Below are 18,964 nucleotides of genomic sequence, written 5' to 3'. Positions count from 1 at the left end.
GGGAGCGGTTTTGTATTCGCGTAGTTCTCTGTCTGAATCGCAGCCTGACGCGGCGGTAGCGTTGTTCGAGGCTCGTTGGGGCAGCGGGGCTGTGGCCTCGGAGTTGGGGAACGCGCGGCGTCTCGAACTGGTGGAGTTGCTGGCGCAGGAGCGCTGGTAGGTGTCGGCGACGGCCGAAATTGAGGCATTAGCGACGGGCGAAAACGAGGCCACCCAGACAGATTGGATGGGTGATCTGGTGACGTCCCTCTCGGTGGAGGATTGGGCGTTGATCCGGCGGCTGGTCGCGGATGGGTGTTCCGAGGCGGCAGATCGCGAGGCAGTTGGGCATCGGCCGGGCGACGGTCGATAGGGCGTTGGCTTCGGATCGGCCGCCGAAGTATGAGCGGCTGACGGTGTCGATGTCGTTCACACCGTTCGAGGAGCGGGTCCTAGCGTTTCTGAGAGAGCACCCGGAGATGCCGGCGACGGTGATCACTGAGCGAGTGGAGTGGGTTGGGTCGATCACCTGGTTCCGGGAGAACGTGCGCCGGCTGCGGCCGGAGTATCGGCCGGTCGATCCCGCGGACCGGTTGAGTTTGGCTGCGGGTGATGCGGCGCAATGTGACTTGTGGTTCCCGCCCCGGAAGATCCCGCTCGAGGACGGGACCGCGGCGCTGTTGCCGGTGCTGGTGATCGTCGCCGCGCACTCGCGGTTCGTGACCGCGCGGATGATCCCGACCAGGCGGACGGAGGATCTGCTGCTGGGGTCGTGGGAGCTGATCCGTCAACTCGGCGCCGTCCCTCGTCGACTGATCTGGGAAAACGAGTCAGGCGTCGGGCAGCACGGCCGGCTTGCGCAGGGAGTCGCCGCGTTCGCGGGGACCCTCGCCACCAGGGTCGCCAAGTTGAAGCCCTACGATCCGGAATCGAAGGGGATCGTCGAGCGCCGCAATGGCTGGTTCGAGACCTCCTTCATGCCGGGCCGGACCTTCACTTCGCCGGCGGATTTCAACGCGCAGTTGCAAGGCTGGCTGGAGAAGGCGAACGCGCGGGTGGTTCGGAGGATCAAAGCGCGACCGATCGATCTGATCGACCACGATCGGGAACGGATGCTGCCATTGCCGCCGATCCCGTTGCAGCTGGGTTGGCGGGAGCGGATCCGGCTCGGCCGCGACTACTACGTCCGTCTTGGCGCTTCGGATTACTCTGTCGACCCGGCCGCGATCGGCAGGTTTTTGACGTGAGCGCCGACCTCGACCGGGTGAGGGTCCGCTTGGAGGGTCGGCTGGCCGCGGACCATGCTCGGGTCTGGGCACGTGGCTCCACGATCTCCAACCCTGCGCACCTGGAGGCGGCCAAGCGGCTGCGGCACCAGTTCCAGCAGCCCCGATCCGTCACCGGGGATGACTTGAGCCGAGATCTTGCGGACTACGACCGGGCGTTCGGGATCGAAGGAGTCGCGTGATGGCCGCTATCAATAGCACCGAGTCGGTCAAGCAGATCACGTATCTCGCCGCCGCTCTGAAAGCACCCCGGATCACCAATGCCGCCGCCCGGCTGGCGGACCAGGCCCGAGACTCGGGCTGGTCGTTCGAGGACTACCTTGCCGCCGTGCTGGAACGCGAAGTCTCGGCCCGCAACGCCTCCGGGGCGGAGTTGCGGATCAAGGCCGCTGGGTCCCGGGCCCGGAAGACGCTGGAGAACTTCGACTGGGACGCGCAGCCTGCCGTCCGCCAGCAGATCGCTGCGCTGGCCTCCGGTGGGTTGCTCCTAGAAGGGCAGAACGCGTTCTACTCGGCCCTCCCGGGACCGGGAAAACACATCTCGCGACCGCGCTCGGGATCGTCGCCGCCCGACACGGGCACCGCGTCCTCTTCGCGACCGCGACCGACTGGGTCACCCGCCTCACCGACGCCCACCGGCAAGGCAACCTCCCCAAAGAGCTCGCCCGGTTGCGTCGTTACGGGCTGATCACCGTCGACGAAGTCGGCTACCTCCCGTTCGAGCAAGACGCCGCGAACCTGGTCTTCCAACTCATCTCGTCCCGTTATGAACACGCGTCGCTAATCCTGACCTCCAACCTGCCCTTCAGCGGCTGGGGCGGCGTCTTCGGCGACCAAGCCGTCGACGCCGCCGCAATGATCGACCGGATCGTCCACCACGCTGACGTGCTCACCCTCAAAGGCGTCAGCTATCGACTCCGCAGCCGAGGCATCGACAGGGTGACGTCCCTTGGAGTGGTGGAGTTTCTGGTCAGCTTGTCGGCGTCGTAGACGTCAAGTGAGCCATCGTGCGATGGTCAGTGAGTACCGATCAAAGTCACTCAACAGGAAGACACGAACGCACGATGGCTCTAGACCAGTCTGCCCTCCTCGAGCTCCTCGGGGAACTCAAGTCCACTGAAATCAGCGACCGTGTCCGGGTCGCGACCGAGACGCTCTATCAGGAGTTGATCGATGCCGAAGCGGCCGCGTTCATCGGCGCGGCCCCGTATGAGCGCACAGGTTCCCGCCGCGCGTTGCGGAACGGGACTCGGCCGCGCACGTTGACGACCACGGCGGGCCAGCTGGATCTGTGGATCCCGAAGCTGCGGCAAGGTTCCTTCTTCCCGCCGTTGTTGGAGCGCCGCCGGGTCGACCAGGCGTTGTTCGCGGTGGTGATGGAGGCCTACGTTCACGGTGTCTCCACCCGGAAGGTCGATGACCTGGTCAAGGCGCTCGGCGCTGACACCGGGATCTCCAAATCCGAAGTGTCCCGGATCTGCGCCAACCTGGACGAGGACGTTGCGGTGTTCCGCGACCGTCCCTTGGGCGAGACCGCATATCCGTATGTGTTCGTGGACGCGACCTACTGCAAAGCCCGCGTGAACCGGCGAGTGGTCTCTCAGGCCGTCGTCGTCGCGGTCGGTGTCGCCGCCGACGGCCGCCGCGAGGTCCTCGGGTTCGACGTCGGGGACACCGAGTCCGAACCGTTCTGGACCGTGTTCCTGCGCTCGTTGAAAGCGCGCGGGCTTTCCGGGGTGCGCCTGGTGGTCAGCGATGCCCACACCGGCCTGGTGAGCGCGATCGCGGTGGCCTTCCAGGGCGCGTCCTGGCAACGCTGCCGAGTCCATTTCATGCGCAACGTGCTGGCGAAGACCCCGAAGACCGCCGGCCCGATCGTCGCGCAGATCATCCGCACGATCTTCACCCCGCAAACCGACCGGAGCCTGGTCCGCGCCCAGTTCGAGGAGGTGTTGACCATGCTCACCCGCTCGCACCCGCAGATCGCGGCGATGCTCGATGACGCCCGCGACGACCTGCTCGCGTTCGTGCCCTTCCCCGCCCAGCATTGGCGGCAGATCTGGTCCACGAACCCGCTGGAGCGGGTCAATAAGGAGATCCCAGTGTTGAACTTGATGCGCCTTGCGGCCGCCACGGCCGCCTAGGTTGTGACCGTGGCGGGTCTGACTCAAAAGAGATCTCGACGACCACTCCGCTCGAACGGCGTGCTGGCCTGTCTTCCGTTTGAAGTGTCGGCCCGCCGCGATCACAGGGAACCACGCTGACTTCATGAGAGCGTCGATCACTCGACTGGGATGTTGTCGCGTGGGTTCCACTTTCAGATTAGACAAGCGGCAGGGAGCTCACCATGGTGATGATCACCATCGGAGTTGATCCACACAGGAAGGTGTTCACCGCGTCCGTACTCGACGAGAGCAGACGCGATCTCGATCATCAACACTTTGTGAACACGGAGAAGGGGCATGCGGATGCGCTCGTTTGGGCGCAGTCGATCGGGTCGATCAACAAGATCGGAATCGAAGGAGCCAGCGGCCTCGGTCGCACTCTCGCAGAGTTCCTGGTCGACCGAGGACTGGACGTCAGAGACGTCCCGCCTCACAAGACCGCACAACGCCAACGGGGCCGGCACGAGGGAAAGTCCGATCGGCTGGATGCGCACCGCGTCGCCGCGGAAACGCAGACCAACGACCGACTCGCCCATGCATTCAAGAACTCAACCACCGCTGCCCCTAACGCAGTCCGAGACCAGATCGCGCTCTGGCACAACGCCCGCATCTCGCTGCGGAAGATCCGCGTCCAGCTGATCGGAGAACTGGACGCACTCATCCAGGATCTTCCCGAACGGATCCGGGTGAGACTTCCCGAGCGCACAACTGCGCGGGCTCGGATCACCGCAGTCGCCGCGCTCGGACACGTGCGCAGCACCGACCCCGTCCAACAACTGCGCCTGAAACTGATCCATCATCGGACCAAGATGCTCAAGGACGTGCTCGAACAGGACAAGGTCGCTGCGGCGGAGCTCGCCAAGCTCGTGGCAGCGAGCGGATCCACCCTGCCCTCGATCCCAGGGATCGCTGCCCGTTCGGCTGCAGAGATTATTCTCGAGGTCGGCGACCCGCGGAGGTTCACCGAGGCAGGCTTCGCGAGGTTCAACGGAACCGCACCGATACCCGTCAGCTCCGGAGAAGGCGGCGGCCGACCACGACGTTACCGTCTCAGCCGTGGCGGGAACCGGCGACTGAACGCCGCTATTCACCGAGCCGCGACCACTCAGCTGCGTTGCGAACCACGCGCCCGTGAACTCTACGAGGGGCCCTCAGCCGCGGACACACCCGTCGAGAAGCGATGCGAATCCTCAAACGGCACCTATCGAACACAATCCACCGGACCATGATCCGCGACGCAAAACAGGACCACCTCTTGACATGAGAGCTTCAAACGCCGCACCGACGTCGTCGGCACCTTCCCGAACCCCGCCGCGCTCGCCCGTCTCGCCGGGCACGTGCTGATCGAGCAGCACGACGAGTGGGACGGCGCCGACCGCCGCTACTTCAGCGAGAACTCGATGAAGCTCCTGAACGCCACCACTGAGGAGGTGATGCTGCCCCAACTCGCTGCGGCATAATCAACAACACTGACCCTCACACGGTGTCGAGAAAATCCACCACCAAGAGGGACGTCACCCATCGGTAGCCTCCCCAGCATCAAGACACAAGATCCGGCAGACGGAGCCTGACCCGGTTTCCCGGACGGTTTCGGTGTGTTGATCATGCCGCGATTTCGGCGGCGGTGTGAAGGGCTTCGTAGTCGGCGGGGCTGAGGTTGCCGAGGCTGGTGTGCCGTCGGCGCGGGTTGTAGAAGCCCTCGATCCACTCGAACATTGCTGAGGCCAGCTGGGTGCGGGAGTCCCAAGCGGTGCGGTCCAGGAGCTCGCGTTGCATGATCGACCAGAATGACTCGATGAGAGCGTTGTCGACGCTGGAGGCGACTCGGCCCATTGAGCCCAACAGGCCGGCTTGGCGGAGCCGGTGCCCGAACAGCCAACTGGTGTATTGCGCTCCTCGGTCGGCGTGGACGATGGTGCCGGGCTCGGGGCGCCGCCGCCAGCGGGCCATCTCGAGGGCGTCGACGACGATCTCGGTGGTGATCCGATCCGAGATCGACCAGCCGACGATCCGGCGGCTGAACGCGTCGATCACGGCCGCGCAGTAGACCCATCCGTCTTTTGCGCGGTGTTGGGTGATGTCGCAGAACCAGAGCCGGTCCGGTGCGTCCGCGCGGAATCGCCGCTTCACCAGATCCTCATGGGTGGCCGTGTCCGGCTTCCATCCGCGTCGCTTCCGGCGATGCGAGACCCCGATCAGGCCGGCGCTGCGCATGAGCCGGGCAACGCGTTTGCGGCCGACGTGAACGCCGAGCCCGAGCCGCAGCTCGGCCAGCACGCGCGGTGCCCCATAGGTTTGGCGGGAGTCGGCGTGGATGCGGCGGATCGTCGCTGTCAGCTCGGCATCCGCGACCGCCCGCGCGGACGGGGGCCGGGTGGCCCAGTCGTAGTAGCCGGAGGTCGAGACGTTCAGAAACCGGCAGGCCACCGCGACGGGGACACCGTCCGCGGCGAGCTCCTGGACCAGCCGGAACCCTATTTTGGGAGCACGTTCTCCCTCGCGAAATACGCGCTCGCGCGCTTGAGGATCTCGTTCTCCATCTCCAGCACTCGGTTCCGGCGACGCAACTCGACGAGCTCCTTGTGCTCGTCGGTCGTGACACCAGCCTTGCGGCCGGAATCGACCGCGTCCCGGTGCATCCAGTTCCGCAGGCAGGATTCACTGATCCCGAGATCACGGGCGGTCTGCGCGACAGGGTTCCCCTGCGCGACCAAATCCAGGGCACGACGCCGGAACTCCGGCGGGTGAGCAGCAGGCATCTCACGGACTCCTCTCTGAGACGATCATCGCCTCAACTCAGGTGTCCGGAAAAGCGGGTCAGGCTCCGACTAAGCAAACGACAAGACAGTGGCCTCATTTTCAACCGTCGCATTGGCCCCGCTTTCGAACGTCGTGGACACTTAGCCCAAACGGACCATTCGGCGCGTCTGATGATAAGAACAAGCGCGGTGAGCCGTTGCCTTACCAGGCTCCGCCGGCTCGGCTGTTCCTCGGCATACGACGCTCCGGCTGACCATCGGACAGCAGCTGCTGCATCGGGACTTCGACCAAAGTCGGGCGTGTCCAGCATGGTTATTGGGTTAGTTCACCTCGTTGGCTTCGCCGGGCGAGAGATAGATGAATTTGGCTTGAGGGGGTTGCAGCTGCCCGGGAGGCCACCTCGTGGCCTGAGAGGAGGGAGCACTTCGAAATTTCTTCTATGGTTAAGGTGACGTTACCTTGTATCCCGAACCCGAATCGGGAGGGAGCGCCTCAGTGGAGGAACGATGCCGCTACCGCAGTCCAACTTGAGGGAGGTCAAAGTCCCGGGGTTGGTTCGTGAACGCGCTTACTCGATGATCCGAGACGCGATCCTGACGGGAAAGCTCAAGCCGGGAGAACGGTTGGAGGACGCTGAGCTCCAAACTTGGCTGGGTATGTCGCGGACGCCAATCCGCCAAGCGCTGCTGGCGTTGACATCGGAGGGTTTTGTAGAGACCGCTCCCCAATCCCACACGCGCGTGGCGAAGGCCCGCGCCGAGGACGCATCCGGCTACCTGCAAGCGGTGGGCGTTCTCGTTACCGGGATGACTCTCCTCGCAGATCCCGTGATGACGCCGGGTCAGCGGACTGAACTCGTTGCCCACCTTATTGGAGGGTTAGCGGCGATCGATCGGGGGATCGACAGGGCTTCATTGCCCAGGTGACCCAGTACTACACCGACCTGACCGCAGTATGTCCCAATCCATTTCTAGTGCGCTTGGTAGAGCAATCTGCGAAAGGCCTTGGCTTTAATCTCGTCGTGGCGTTCGCGGATGTGTCGATCGACTGGGCGGCTGTTCGGGTCCAGTATGAAGCTCTGGCGCGGAGCTTGAAAGCCGGAGAAGGCGGGGCATCGACAGAGGAGGCAACCCGCCGCATCTTCGGGTTGCCTCCTTTCGACGGAGCCAGTGACTTCGGCACTGTCGAACCTGACCCGATCACGAGCGACCGCAGTCGCGAGTTGCGTCTCAATTAGGTGATGCGGGCGGGTGCTTCACCGTCAACCTGCACGGTGCTCGTCGGTATCGGAACTACAACCGTGGATCGGTCGTCAAGCAGGGAGGTCAGGTGCGCATCCGCGGAGTCGAACTCCTAAGAGAGCCCTCCAGTTGGGCACGCACTCGAACAGCTTTCGGTAAACTCAGCGCATCGAGTTTTGAGACGATCACCTCCAGGAGTTGGGTCCTCTCCTCCTGGATCCTCCGCAGTTCCGCTCGCCTGTATTCGCCCGGAGGAATGCCCGCGAAGGCCTCACTATGGACGGCCGTGGCCGTCGCTCGCGTGGGAGGAGCCGCCCGCGTTCTGCGCGTCGCCGTGGGTCGTGTGGCCGGTCGCTGCGTCCGTCTCGGCCGCTCCGTCGGTCCCGCTCGGCGCGGTCGTCGGCGGGGGCGTCGGTGCGGCCCGGTGGTCGTCGGCGTGCCCTGGTGCGATGATCGTGGCGCAGTAGGTGTCGATCGAGCCGGCGCCTCCCGAAGCCTTCGCGAGGGACGCGTACGCGACGGAGGTGGACGCGAGACCGCCGTGCTCGAAGGCGGTGCACAGGCCGTGCGCATCCGGCCCGGCCGCGTCCGGCCCGACCGGGACCTCCGTCGACGTCGGGTCTGGGGTGGGTGTGGGCGTCGGGACGTCCGTCGCGGAGTCGGTCGGCTCCGCGGTGGGAGGCTCGGTGGGGTCGTCCGTCGGGGCGGCGGTCGGCGCGCCGATGAGCGTGTGCGCCTCGTCCTGAAGTCCGGTGGGGAGCGCGTCGGCGTACGCTGCCGCGGCGGTTCCCCCTGCGGTGATGGTTCCGAGCGCAATGAGCCCGACGGTGAGCTTGTGGCCGACAATCACGGAGATGAACGACATCCTGGTCCTCCTCAGATTCCGATGGTGGTTGGACGCCGTTCGGGCGGGCCCTCGTCTTCTCTTAATCGACCGGAGCACGCGAAAGGTTACGCGCACCCCCAAAACGGCTGCGTGGCAACGTAGCGCGCCGCGTTCAGCCGCTGCGACGCATCAGCTCTCTCGTCCATTGATCAAAGCCTCCGGACAAGACGCTGACGGCTGTGTACCCGGCAGCTCCGAGGATCGACTGTGCTGTGCGGGCTCGCGGTCCGGCTTTGCAGTAGAGGACGATGCGTCGCTCGAACGGTGTGCCGTCGATGGCAGCGTTTCGCTTGAGCCGGCTGACCGGAACCAGGCGCGACTCGGGGATCCGACCGGCCGCCCACTCGTCTTCTTCTCGTACGTCGACGAGTTCGAACTCCGACCTCCCGGCAGAGCGTTCCCGAAGCAGGTGCTCGAGTTCCGGGACGGTGATCGAGTCGACGCCCCAATCGGCCACGACATCTGCGTTGCACGAGTCGGGTTCGTCGGTGAGACGTGCGGCGGTGAGTCTAGCCGGGTCTATGACGACGTGGAGTTCCCGCCAGGAGGCATCTTTGAGGTCGAAGGTGGCGAGCCTTCCCAGTAGGGATCGCCCGGTACCCGTGATGAGCTTCACCGCCTCCGCGGCCATCATCGAGCCGGCAACGCCGCAGAGCATGCCGAAGACGCCCGCTTCCCCGCACGACGGTGCTGACTCGGGTGGCGGCGAGTCGGGGAAGAGGTCGCGGTAGGTGGGGCCGTGCGCGCTCCAGAATACGCTGACCTGCGCTTCGAATCGGAGGATGGAGCCCCACACGCAGGGCTTCCCGGTGATCTCCGCAGCGTCGGACACGAGGTATCGGGTCGCGAAGTTGTCGGCTCCGTCGATGACGAGGTCGTACTGCTCGAACAGCTCCATCGCGTTCGCGGCCGTCAGACGGAATGGGTAGGTCTCGACTCGGACGAGCGGGTTGAGCGCTGCGATCGTGTCGCGTGCGGAGTCGACTTTGAGGCGGTGGACGTCGTCGGCGCTGTGGATGACCTGGCGCTGGAGGTTGCTCGTCTCGACGCGGTCGTCGTCGATGATGCCGAGTGTTCCCACGCCGGCGGCGGCCAAGTAGAGGAGGATGGAGGAGCCGAGTCCTCCGGCGCCGATGATGAGCACGCGAGCGTTCTTCAGTCTGCGCTGGCCGAGGACTGCGATCTCGGGCAGCAGGATGTGCCTCGAATACCGGTCGTATTCGTCGGCCTCCAGTTCGGATGCGGGTTCGACGAGGGGCGTCATGCTGTCGCGGTGGGTCGTTGCGGTCACAGGTCGGGTCGGCCTTCCATTGACGAGGAGGCGAGCGCTCTGGTGCGGCGGGGGATACGCCCGGAGAGGGCGGCGAGCCTACCGGCGATGACGGCGTGGCGGAAGGCGGTGGCCATGCCGACGGGGTCCTGTGCGCGGGTGACGGCGGTGGCCAGCAGGACGGCGTCGCACCCGAGTTCCATCGCGAGGGCTGCGTCGGAGGCGGTGCCGATGCCGGCGTCGAGGACGATCGGGACGTTCGCGCGCTCGACGATCAGTGCGATGTTGTGCGGGTTGAGGATGCCGAGGCCGGTGCCGATGGGCGCGCCGAGCGGCATGACCGCTGCGGCGCCGAGGTCCTCGAGCCGGCGTGCGAGGGCGGGGTCGTCGTTGGTGTAGGCGAACACGGTGAAGCCGCGTTGGACGAGTTGCTCGGTGGCGGAGGCCAGCTCGGCGCCGTCGGGCAGGAGGGTGTCCTCGTCCGCGATCACCTCCAGTTTGATCCAATCGGTCGCGAGCGCTTCCCTGGCGAGTTCAGCGGTGAGGACGGCCTCCCGGGCGGTCAGGCAGCCGGCGGTGTTCGGCAGAAGTCGGATGCCTTTGTCGGCGATCAGGCGGAACAGGGAGCCCTCGGCGGAGGGGTCATGCCGGCGCATCGCCACGGTGGTCAGCTGCGTGCCGGAGGCGGTCAGTGCCGCGCCGAGACCGGCATGGCTCGGGGCGCCGCCGGTGCCCATGATCAGGCGGGACGTGAACTCCACGCCATCGATTCGGAGAATGTCGGCGGGGAGGTTCTCGGTCTCCGGGGCCGCGTCCGGGCCGATCGTTTCCGTGAGCATGGTCATCCTCCCTGGGTCGCGCTGACGATCTCGATGATGTCTCCGTCGGCGAGCTCTTCGCCCGCCCAGCCGCTGCGCGGAATGACGGCGGAGTTGACGGCGACGGCGATGCCGAGTGGCGCTGCGCCGGAGGTCGCTCCCCCAGCGCCGACCCGGATGCCGGTGCGTTCTTCGACGAGGTCCGCGATCGAGAGGGTCGCCTCTCTTTTCTGCGGCTGGCCGTTGACGGTGATCGTGATCATGCGCGGATCCTTCCTGCGATGGTCCTGGGGCTGTTTCGAGTCGCGAATCGGTCGGGACGGATGTCGTCCCAACGCGGGTCGTGCTCCCCGTTGATGAGGTGGAGGCAGATGTCGGCGGCGATCGGGGCGAGCAGGACGCCGTGGCGGAAGAATCCAGTGGCGACGATCAGTCCCGGCACATCGGCGCCGTCTGGTCCGGTCATCCGGCCGAGCAGGGGGCGTTGTCCGGTGTCGCCGGGCGGGCTCGCGCGGTCGCTTCGACCAGTTCCAGGTCGGCCACGGCAGGCAGGAGCTCCTGCGCATCGCGCAGGAGGCGATGGACGGCGCCGGCGGAGACTCCGGGCATCCCGTCCTCGCGCTGCGTCGCTCCGATGACGAGCGTTCCGTCGGAGCGTGGGACGAGGTAGACGCTCTCGCCGTGGACGAGGCCGCGCACGGTGGCCGAGAGCAGCGGCTGGAGGGCGACCGGAACGCGTAACCGCAGGATGTCACCGAAAACCGGTCGCAGCGGGAGGTGCAATCCGCCCGGAAGGGCTTCGAGCTCGTTTGCGCCGAGGCCGTTGGCGAGGACGACCTCCTCCGCCGAGACCTCCTCGTTCTCGGTTCGCACGCCGGTCACGCGCGAGTCCGGGTCTGCCGTATCCGCGTGGAGCAGCGCGACCACCCTCTCGCGCACGATGACGCCGCGGCCGGTTCGGATCAGATCGTCGACCAGGCGGGCTGCGAGGGTGCGCGGGTCGACCTGATGGTCGCCGCGCACCCGGTAGGCGGACGTCACGCGTGGGCCGAGCAGGGGCTCCTGCGCTCGGGCGGCGCCTGTCGTCAGCCTCTGGACGTCGAGGTTCCAGCGACGGTGGGCGGAATGGAGGTCGGCCAACGCCTGCCGGTCGCCGGCATCGATCCCCACCAGCAGGGTCTCCGTCGGCAGATACCCGGTCGGTTCGCCGTTCGGGGAGAGCTCGCGGATGAACTCCGGGTACCGTGCGGCCGAGGCGAGCATGAGCGGGAGGAGGGCGTCCTCCTGGTAGTGGTACTCGCTCACCGGGGCGAGCATCCCGGCCGCGGCGAAGGTGGCGCCGCGGGCCGGCGCCGGGTCGAATAACCGGACGTTGCGGCCGGACCGGGCGATCCGCCAGGCGATGGCCAGGCCGATGATCCCGCCGCCGACGACCGCTACGTCGACGACGGTCCGGTCGGAGCGGCTCGCGGCCCCGGCTACGCTGACCTCATGTCCCTCGCCGCCGCACAGCTCTACCTCTGCACCGATGCCCGCACCCGTCAGGGCGACTTCGCCGACTTCGTGGGCGCCGCGTTCTCCGGAGGGGTCGACATCATCCAGTTGCGGGACAAGACCCTCGAGGGCGGCGAGGAGCTCGACGTCCTCACCGTCCTCGCCGAGGTCGCCGCCCGGCACGGGAAGCTCTGGTCGGTCAACGACCGCGCCGACATCGCCCTGGTCGCCCAGGCCCCGGTACTGCACCTCGGCCAGAAGGACCTGCCCGTCCCGGTCGCCCGGACCGTTGTCGGCGCGCAGACGGCGATCGGGCTCTCCACCCACAGCGTCGAGCAGATCGATGCCGCGATCGCCGCTGATGACCTGGACTATTTCTGCGTCGGCCCGGTCTGGGCGACGCCGACGAAGCCGGGCCGTGCCGGGGTCGGTCTCGACCTGGTCCGCTACGCGGCCGATTCTGCCTCGGCCCGGCCGTGGTTCGCGATCGGTGGCATCGATGAGACCACCATCGAGGAGGTCGTCGCTGTCGGGGCTGAGCGTGTGGTCGTGGTGCGGGCGATCACCGAGTCGGCTGACCCCGCGGGCAGCGCCGGGCGTTTGCGCGCGGCGCTCCCGGTTCTCGCGCACCACGGCTAGGGCCGGGTGGAGGTGGGTGCGGGGAGGTAGACCTTCCCGCCGGCCTCGGCGAACTCCGCGGACTTCGCCGCCATCCCGGCGACCCGCTGCTGCTCGGTGACGCCGCCGAACTGGTCGCGGATGTCCTGGGAGATCCGCATCGAGCAGAACTTCGGCCCGCACATCGAGCAGAAGTGCGCCGTCTTCGCTGGCTCGGCCGGCAGGGTCTCGTCGTGGAACGCCTCTGCCGTGACCGGGTCCAGCGACAGTGCGAACTGGTCGCGCCAGCGGAACTCGAACCGTGCTTTCGACAGCGCGTCGTCCCGCGCCTGCGCGCCCGGGTGGCCCTTGGCGAGGTCGGCGGCGTGGGCGGCGATCTTGTAAGTGATCACGCCGGTCTTCACGTCGTCCCGGTCCGGCAGGCCCAGGTGCTCCTTCGGGGTGACGTAGCAGAGCATCGCGGTGCCGTAGCGGGCGATCTCGGTCGCGCCGATCGCGGAGGTGATGTGGTCGTAGCCGGGGGCGACGTCGGTCACCAGCGGGCCGAGCGTGTAGAACGGGGCGCCGTCGCAGAGCTCCTGCTGGCGTTCCACGTTCTCCCGCACCAGGTGGAACGGCACGTGCCCGGGGCCTTCCACCATGACCTGCACGTCGTGCTGCCAGGCCCGCTTGGTCAGCTCGGCGAGGGTGTCCAGCTCGGCGAACTGGGCGGCGTCGTTCGCGTCCGCGATCGAGCCCGGCCGCAGCCCGTCGCCGAGGGAGAACGCGACGTCGTACCGGGCGAAGATCTCGCAGAGCTCGTCGAAGTGTGTGTAGAGGAAGTTCTCCTGGTGGTGGGCCAGGCACCAGCCGGCCATGATCGACCCGCCGCGGGAGACGATCCCGGTCACCCGCTCCGCCGTCAACGGCACGTAGCGCAGCAGCACGCCGGCGTGGACGGTCATGTAGTCCACGCCCTGCTCGCACTGCTCGATGACCGTGTCCCGGTACACCTCCCAGGTCAGCGCCGACGCGTCCCCGTTCACCTTCTCCAGCGCCTGGTAGATCGGGACCGTGCCGATCGGGACCGGGGAGTTGCGGATGATCCACTCCCGGGTGGTGTGGATGTCATCGCCGGTGGAGAGGTCCATCACCGTGTCCGCACCCCAGGTGGTGGCCCACTGCAGCTTGGAGACCTCCTCGGCGATCGAGCTCGTCACCGCGGAGTTGCCGATGTTGGCGTTGATCTTCACCAGGAACGCCTTGCCGATGATCATCGGCTCCGACTCCGGGTGGTTGACGTTGTTCGGGATGATCGCCCGGCCGGCCGCGACCTCCGACCGCACCAGCTCGACATCGCAGTTCTCCCGCAGCGCGACGAACCGCATCTCCGGGGTGATCACCCCGTCGCGGGCGTACCGCACCTGGGTGATCGTGCGCCCCGGCAGCCCCCGCCGCACCGGCGGCTTCGCGCCCCGCCACTCGGCCGACGCCTCACCCCGGCGCATCGCCGACCGGCCGTCGTCTTGGAGGTTGCGCTCGCGACCCTCGTAGACCTCCGTGTCGTCGCGGACGATGATCCAGCCTTCACGCAGCGGCGGCAACCCGACGACCGGGTCGCTGCCCGGCCCCTCGGTCCGGTACACCGTCACCGGCGGGTTGATCGTCCCATCGGGCGACGGGTCCAACCCGATCCGGCTGACCGGCACATGGAGGTCGTGCTCCGTGTCGTGCAGGTAGGCCAGAGTGCGTGCAGATACGACAGAATCCATCGAGGAGACTCCTACTTCCTTCGCCGGCATTACCCGGACAGGTTCGAACGGTCGCAGGCCGCGTCAGCCCGATCTCAGCCCTTGCGAGGGCCCCCGTGTGGATACCGAAACTCTACAACACGATCCCGCAACCTCCCCAGCGCTGCCGATCGGATCACGTGGCCCCCTTCGAGGAGGCACTGCGAGCGACGAAGGAGCCTGATCCATGCGATCTGTCCACGGTCTACGGCAGGGGTAGGTTCATCCACATCACACGAGGCCTCGCATTAGGGGCTAGGGATGGCCAGCGGCAGCACTACGCGAGCCTGTCGTGCCTGGTCGAGTCGGTGCTTCGGGGCGCTGGGGTCAACTCCTCCATCACGTCGCTGGTCGTCACGAGCGATCGGCTCTTGGCCCCGGTTACCTCTTCGGGGCCGGCGGCAATCTCGAATGTATTCCCTCCCGCGTTGCGGGATTTCATGGCGAAACCGCGGCGCGGTATCTTCGTTGGGCGCCTTCCGAGTTGCGTGCAACGCGGAGCGCCTTCCCTTCAATCCAAGAGGAGGGGGCTCACCTTCAGGAGGGGGAGTCCCCTCGCACTAAGCAAAGGGCCCGCTGTCAAGGCCTCCGTCAGTTGCACAGGGGTCCATGGCCTTGATGGCGGGAGAGGTCGTGGAGTAGACCAAGTACGTAGCGCGGTGGCAGTCCTCGGCCGGCGCGGATCCGGTGGCGCAACCCGGGCTGCGGATCAACCGGCGGCAACGTCAGAGGAGCGCGCTGGTTCTCGTTCTGTGGCGCGGTGCCGTGGTTCTCTGTCGCGCTCGCGGCCTCGGCCACGAAACCGCGCCAAGATCCCTACCTTGGCGGACCTAAGAGCAGCTGGAGTTGCCGACGTCGGGAAGGTGGTTGTTTGGCAACGGTCACAGGCTAACAACACGAGATGGTCCGTCGCCCCGTCCCGAAAGTACGGGTTTACCAGTTGGCGCAACTGCGTTCCGCATTGCATGCAACGGTGCTCATGCGCGGCGCGGTTGCGAGCTCTCTTGCGCTCCGTGCCCACTGATGCCTCGGCATTTTGTTGGCGGGTTCCGCGTTCACCGCGGGGCTCCAGTTGCTCACAGGTAAGCCGCTGGAGCCCCACGGGGCTTCGCCTAACCCGAATAGGCGAAGCATGCCTCGGCTGGGGATGTGTCCGTGTGCCGAGCAACCGTAGTCGGGGGAACCACGGTCTGAAATTAGAATCCCGCACGGCTCGGCGCCAGCGCAAGGCCCCGTTCGAGGTACACGGTCGGGGCGCAGCCCGTCCGATATTTCCGGCTCATCGTGATCGACGCTCAGAAGGGGGATAGTTTGCCAGGGTGGCGGTTGACTAACCTCAGCGGCGGCAGCATCGCCATCCTCCGAACCAGGTCAAGTCATCGGCAGCGTCCCGGGCTGTCAGCGCTCGTCAGGAATTGAGCACTTTCGCTCGTGAGGAATTGAGCACTTCGTTGTGTGGTTAGTTTGCCGCGTTTTCGGCGCGGACGGAGGGTAGCGTCTCGATCTCGGTGTTTCGGAGTCGATAGCTGGAGCCCTTCAGTGTGACGACTTCGGCGTGGTGGACGATGCGGTCGATCATGGCCGCGGCGACGACTTGGTCGGAGAAGACGTCGCCCCAGCGGGCGAAGGGCATGTTGCTGGTCAGGATCAACGACGCGTGTTCGTAACGGGATGAGACGAGTTGGAAGAACAGGTTCGCGGCGTCTTGCTCGATCGGGATGTAGCCGACCTCGTCGACGATGATCAGCCCGTAACGGCGCAGCTTGGCCAGCTCAGCGCCGAGCTTGCCAACCGTGTGGGCGGCTTGCAGGCGGGTTACCCATTCGGTTGCGGTGCCGAACAGAACCCGGTGACCCAGGTGGGCGGCTCTGATCCCGAGCGCGATCGCCAGGTGTGTCTTGCCAGTCCCGGGCGGACCGATCAGGACGACGTTCTGCCCGCCCGCGAGAAAAGCCCCGCCGGCCAGGTGCAAGATCGTGTCGCGCTTCAGCGCGGGTTGGTGATCGAACACGTAGTCCTCGATCGTCTTGCGGGCGGGGAACCCGGCCGCCCGGATCCGCAGATCCGATCCGGAGGAGTCCCGGGCCGAAACCTCCCGATCCAGGACGGCAGCTAAGTATTCCTCGTGGGACCACCCGGCGTCGCGGGCCTGCTCGGCCAGCCGGGCAGCGTGCTCCTGGATGCGCGGCGCCTTCAGCGCCCGGGCGAGATGGTCGATCTGCTTGATCGCGGTGCTAGTCATGCGGTGTGCTCTTCCTGGTCGAGGGTGATGCCGAAGAAGGCGTCGTAGTCGGCCAGATCCCGCAGGATCCCGGCATCCTCGATCGTCTTCGGCCACGGTTGCTGGAACGCGACCCGCAGCCGGCCGGCGCTGCTGACGTGTTCGGGGTCGGTGATCCGTCCGGCGCGTCCCCAGCTGCGGGGATGGTCGGCGACCAGCCGACCGGCGAGACGCGCTTGGACCCGCTCCAAGTCGGCGCTGACATCGACCATCCGATCGATCGCCGCCGGGTCGACGGAGTAGTCATTGCCGAGCACGGGCGTGTAGTAGTCCCGGCCGACCCGGATCCGGTTGCGGAACCCGGCCTGCGGGTCCAACGGCGGCAACGCCAGCATCGACCTCCGGTCCAGCTCGATCAGCTGAGTCGGCCGGGTCTGGAGCGATCGGACCGTTCGTTGATTCGCTCTGGTCAGCCAGGTCGCCAGCTGGGCGTTGAAGTCGTCGGGGTGCTCGAACTGGCGGCCAGGCATGAACGAGGTCTCCAGGAACTGGTTCGCTCGTTCGACGATGCCCTTGGACTCCGGATCGAAGGGCTTGAGCTGAACAATCCGAGTGGCCAGCGTCCCGCAGAACCCGGTGACGCCCTCCGCGAGATGGTTGCGGCGGCCAATGCCGGCCTCGTTATCCCAGATCAGTCGTCGGGGAACGGCGCCCAGCTGCCCACTCAGCAGCGACCACATGCCGGCCAGCAGGTCCGGTGTCTTGCGGGTGGGTAGCATCCGGGCGGTGATGAACCGTGAATACGAGGCGACCATCACCAGCACCGGGAAGGACGCCCATTGGCCGGTCCCAGTCGGAATCCGCGCTGGCGGGAACCAGAGATCGCACTGGACCTGGTCGCCCGGGGAGTAGTCCAGCCGGTCGGCTGGGTCCTTCGGTGAATACTCCGGCCGCAGCAGGGCGACCCGTTTCCGGAACCACGACGGCGACCCTGCCCAACCGACTCGTTCGGCGATCACCGTCGCCGGCATCGTCGGGAACTCGGCCAGCAGCGACCGGACCCGCGGCTCGAGCTCGTCGAACGCCGACGGTCTCGGCGGCTGCTGATAGGTCGGCGGCGCTGGCGAGGCCAACGCCCTCGCCACCGTGTTCCGCGACAGCCCGAGCTGTCTGGCGATCTGCGCCTTCGGCACTCCCTCTGCCAAGTGCAGCCGCCGAATCAAGGCCCAATGCTCCAAGGTGATCACCCGTCCAATCTGGATCAGGTGCTCAATTCCTCACGAGCGTTTCTGCTCAATTCCTAACGAGCGCCGACACGGGCTGCAAAACGAACGAGGAACATCTTTGAGTGAGCCTCCCCGGGCACCAACTCTTGAGCGACCACCTTTCGTTGGCGGGATATTTGGTGCCAGAAGTATGCAGCCGGCTCCTCTACGCCGATCGGGACAAGCTGGCAGTCTGCGGCCAACACGCCCCTTTTCGCTGCAGCTCAGGCGCATGCCGACGAGGGTGCTGACCGCTTTGCGGGCAAAGCGCGATGGCGCATCACAGTTGCCCTCTGGACCGGATCGGGTCATCATGGCCCGCTGGCGGCGCACCCGGAACCAGTGGCAGCGGACCGGTGGCAACGAGACAGGATCTGAGGAAGAAGCCTGGGCGAAGAGCCGACTTTAGATGAGCTCGGGGGCACCCTCGGGCTCGGCCGCACGATGAACGAGCGAATGGTTGGACTGCACCGATCCTCGGCGATCATCGGAGAGGGAATCGTGGACACTGAGCGGCTTGGCTACGCGGCGCAGGTAGGTACCGGCCCGGACGGCGGCGAGCTGCCTTAGGGCGTCGAAGAGGTACCGAAAGATCTCGAGGACCGAGTGGCGCCAACACGACGTCGCCGATCAACGGGGTTCGGGAGGAAGTCCTTGCATGGCCTTCAGATGTACTCATCCGAAATGATGCCGAGTTGGCGTCCCCCCGCTATAGGAAACGGGCAACCTTGGAGGATTGAAGCAGCCGAATTTTGCGGACTCGTGGCCGTTCGGTCGATCTGCGCACCGGCATGGGCGGTTGCAACGAATATTACTCGTCAGAACCGGACATCCCCGCGTCCGTCGGCCCGGTGGCATACAGCCCGAAGGAGCTATCCGTCCCAGCCGTCCAGTTCGCCGACATAGAATGCCGCCTCCCAGCCGCCGGCACCCGCAACCGGTGCGGTTTCGTTCTGCCCATCCGAGTCCACTGGCTCGATAACGATCGTACTTGCCGGTCCGACGAACAATTCGAGTGACCCAAGATCAACGAACTCGCCTCCAGCACGTATGGCATCCAGGAGACGAGCCTTGGTTGCCTCGTACTCGGCGACCACGAGCCGCCGACCAGCAATATGGAAGACATACCGGCTCAACGCATCCATCCTTTCGCGCCATTCCTTCGCGCGCTACCCAGTGCAACCTGGCGCGC

At 66.4% G+C, this 18,964-nt stretch carries 16 protein-coding genes, 4 pseudogenes and 1 riboswitch; of the genes and pseudogenes, 8 read left to right on the top strand and 12 right to left on the bottom strand.

What is annotated here, in order from left to right; all coding sequences use genetic code 11:
• The first annotated feature begins 226 nt into the window (after positions 1 to 226).
• From istA (ACRAWC_RS09060) to ACRAWC_RS09040, 5 genes and pseudogenes are all read left to right on the top strand, one after another.
• Positions 227 to 1,447, top strand: a pseudogene (gene istA / locus ACRAWC_RS09060) (IS21 family transposase).
• Positions 1,447 to 2,255, top strand: a pseudogene (gene istB / locus ACRAWC_RS09055) (IS21-like element helper ATPase IstB). Before istA (ACRAWC_RS09060) ends, istB (ACRAWC_RS09055) begins: the two co-directional pseudogenes overlap by 1 nt.
• Positions 2,256 to 2,329: 74 nt before the next feature.
• A pseudogene (locus tag ACRAWC_RS09050) lies at positions 2,330 to 3,364 on the top strand (IS256 family transposase); the annotation flags it as partial.
• 248 nt (positions 3,365 to 3,612) lie between these two features.
• On the top strand, positions 3,613 to 4,659 hold the full coding sequence (locus ACRAWC_RS09045) for a transposase (RefSeq protein WP_431347419.1): 1,047 nt from the start codon (positions 3,613 to 3,615) through the stop codon (positions 4,657 to 4,659).
• 30 nt (positions 4,660 to 4,689) lie between these two features.
• A pseudogene (locus tag ACRAWC_RS09040) lies at positions 4,690 to 4,890 on the top strand (transposase); the annotation flags it as partial.
• A gap of 142 nt (positions 4,891 to 5,032) precedes the next feature.
• Here ACRAWC_RS09040 and ACRAWC_RS09035 read toward each other — a convergent pair.
• Positions 5,033 to 5,896, bottom strand: a complete 864-nt coding sequence (locus ACRAWC_RS09035; RefSeq protein WP_431349407.1) for an IS3 family transposase — start codon at positions 5,894 to 5,896, stop codon at positions 5,033 to 5,035.
• An 8-nt stretch (positions 5,897 to 5,904) separates the two neighbouring features.
• Positions 5,905 to 6,189, bottom strand: coding sequence for a transposase (locus ACRAWC_RS09030; protein ID WP_431347418.1), 285 nt, complete (start codon positions 6,187 to 6,189; stop codon positions 5,905 to 5,907).
• A 507-nt stretch (positions 6,190 to 6,696) separates the two neighbouring features.
• Between ACRAWC_RS09030 and ACRAWC_RS09025 the strand changes: the two genes are divergently transcribed.
• Complete coding sequence (locus ACRAWC_RS09025; RefSeq protein ID WP_431347417.1) at positions 6,697 to 7,116, top strand: GntR family transcriptional regulator; 420 nt, start codon at positions 6,697 to 6,699, stop codon at positions 7,114 to 7,116.
• Positions 7,113 to 7,427: a hypothetical protein gene (locus tag ACRAWC_RS09020; RefSeq protein ID WP_431347416.1), complete on the top strand. Its 315-nt coding sequence runs from the start codon at positions 7,113 to 7,115 to the stop codon at positions 7,425 to 7,427. The genes ACRAWC_RS09025 and ACRAWC_RS09020 overlap by 4 nt, the downstream gene beginning before the upstream one ends.
• 278 nt (positions 7,428 to 7,705) lie before the next feature.
• Here ACRAWC_RS09020 and ACRAWC_RS09015 read toward each other — a convergent pair whose 3' ends face one another.
• The 6 genes from ACRAWC_RS09015 to ACRAWC_RS08990 all read right to left on the bottom strand — a co-directional run bounded on the left by ACRAWC_RS09015 (position 7,706) and on the right by ACRAWC_RS08990 (position 11,809).
• Positions 7,706 to 8,296: a hypothetical protein gene (locus ACRAWC_RS09015; protein ID WP_431347415.1), complete on the bottom strand. Its 591-nt coding sequence runs from the start codon at positions 8,294 to 8,296 to the stop codon at positions 7,706 to 7,708.
• A gap of 133 nt (positions 8,297 to 8,429) precedes the next feature.
• Positions 8,430 to 9,581: a molybdopterin-synthase adenylyltransferase MoeB gene (gene moeB, locus ACRAWC_RS09010; protein WP_431349406.1), complete on the bottom strand. Its 1,152-nt coding sequence runs from the start codon at positions 9,579 to 9,581 to the stop codon at positions 8,430 to 8,432.
• A gap of 23 nt (positions 9,582 to 9,604) precedes the next feature.
• Entirely contained in the window at positions 9,605 to 10,426 is an 822-nt protein-coding gene (locus ACRAWC_RS09005) for a thiazole synthase (RefSeq protein ID WP_431347414.1), read from the bottom strand.
• Positions 10,427 to 10,428: 2 nt separating this feature from the next.
• Positions 10,429 to 10,668 (bottom strand): sulfur carrier protein ThiS, encoded by a 240-nt coding sequence (thiS, locus tag ACRAWC_RS09000; protein ID WP_431347413.1) that lies wholly within the window; start codon positions 10,666 to 10,668, stop codon positions 10,429 to 10,431.
• The gene (locus ACRAWC_RS08995; RefSeq protein WP_431347412.1) at positions 10,665 to 10,871 is read right to left on the bottom strand and encodes a hypothetical protein; all 207 of its coding nucleotides are present in this window, start codon (positions 10,869 to 10,871) and stop codon (positions 10,665 to 10,667) included. Before ACRAWC_RS08995 ends, thiS begins: the two co-directional genes overlap by 4 nt.
• Entirely contained in the window at positions 10,868 to 11,809 is a 942-nt protein-coding gene (locus tag ACRAWC_RS08990) for an FAD-dependent oxidoreductase (RefSeq protein WP_431349405.1), read from the bottom strand. The genes ACRAWC_RS08995 and ACRAWC_RS08990 overlap by 4 nt, the downstream gene beginning before the upstream one ends.
• An 87-nt stretch (positions 11,810 to 11,896) precedes the next feature.
• Here ACRAWC_RS08990 and thiE point away from each other — a divergent pair, with 87 nt between their 5' ends.
• A complete protein-coding gene (gene thiE / locus ACRAWC_RS08985) occupies positions 11,897 to 12,538 on the top strand; it encodes a thiamine phosphate synthase (RefSeq protein ID WP_431347411.1) in 642 nt (213 codons plus the stop codon).
• On the opposite strand, the gene thiC is transcribed toward thiE, so the two are convergent.
• From thiC to ACRAWC_RS08965, 4 genes are all read right to left on the bottom strand, one after another.
• A complete protein-coding gene (thiC, locus tag ACRAWC_RS08980) occupies positions 12,535 to 14,268 on the bottom strand; it encodes a phosphomethylpyrimidine synthase ThiC (protein ID WP_431347410.1) in 1,734 nt (577 codons plus the stop codon). The genes thiE and thiC overlap by 4 nt on opposite strands.
• A riboswitch (TPP riboswitch) is annotated at positions 14,267 to 14,375 on the bottom strand. It overlaps the preceding gene by 2 nt.
• Before the next feature lie 1,370 nt (positions 14,376 to 15,745).
• The gene (gene istB / locus ACRAWC_RS08975; protein ID WP_407792078.1) at positions 15,746 to 16,528 is read right to left on the bottom strand and encodes an IS21-like element helper ATPase IstB; all 783 of its coding nucleotides are present in this window, start codon (positions 16,526 to 16,528) and stop codon (positions 15,746 to 15,748) included.
• Positions 16,525 to 17,745 (bottom strand): IS21 family transposase, encoded by a 1,221-nt coding sequence (gene istA / locus ACRAWC_RS08970; RefSeq protein WP_407792084.1) that lies wholly within the window; start codon positions 17,743 to 17,745, stop codon positions 16,525 to 16,527. Before istA (ACRAWC_RS08970) ends, istB (ACRAWC_RS08975) begins: the two co-directional genes overlap by 4 nt.
• An 899-nt stretch (positions 17,746 to 18,644) precedes the next feature.
• Positions 18,645 to 18,917: a hypothetical protein gene (locus ACRAWC_RS08965; RefSeq protein ID WP_431347409.1), complete on the bottom strand. Its 273-nt coding sequence runs from the start codon at positions 18,915 to 18,917 to the stop codon at positions 18,645 to 18,647.
• Positions 18,918 to 18,964: the final 47 nt, after the last annotated feature.

It is taken from the genome of Leifsonia sp. L25, from assembly GCF_050632895.1.
Note: the sequence above shows the minus strand (reverse complement) of the source record. Positions and strands in the feature narration are given on the sequence as shown.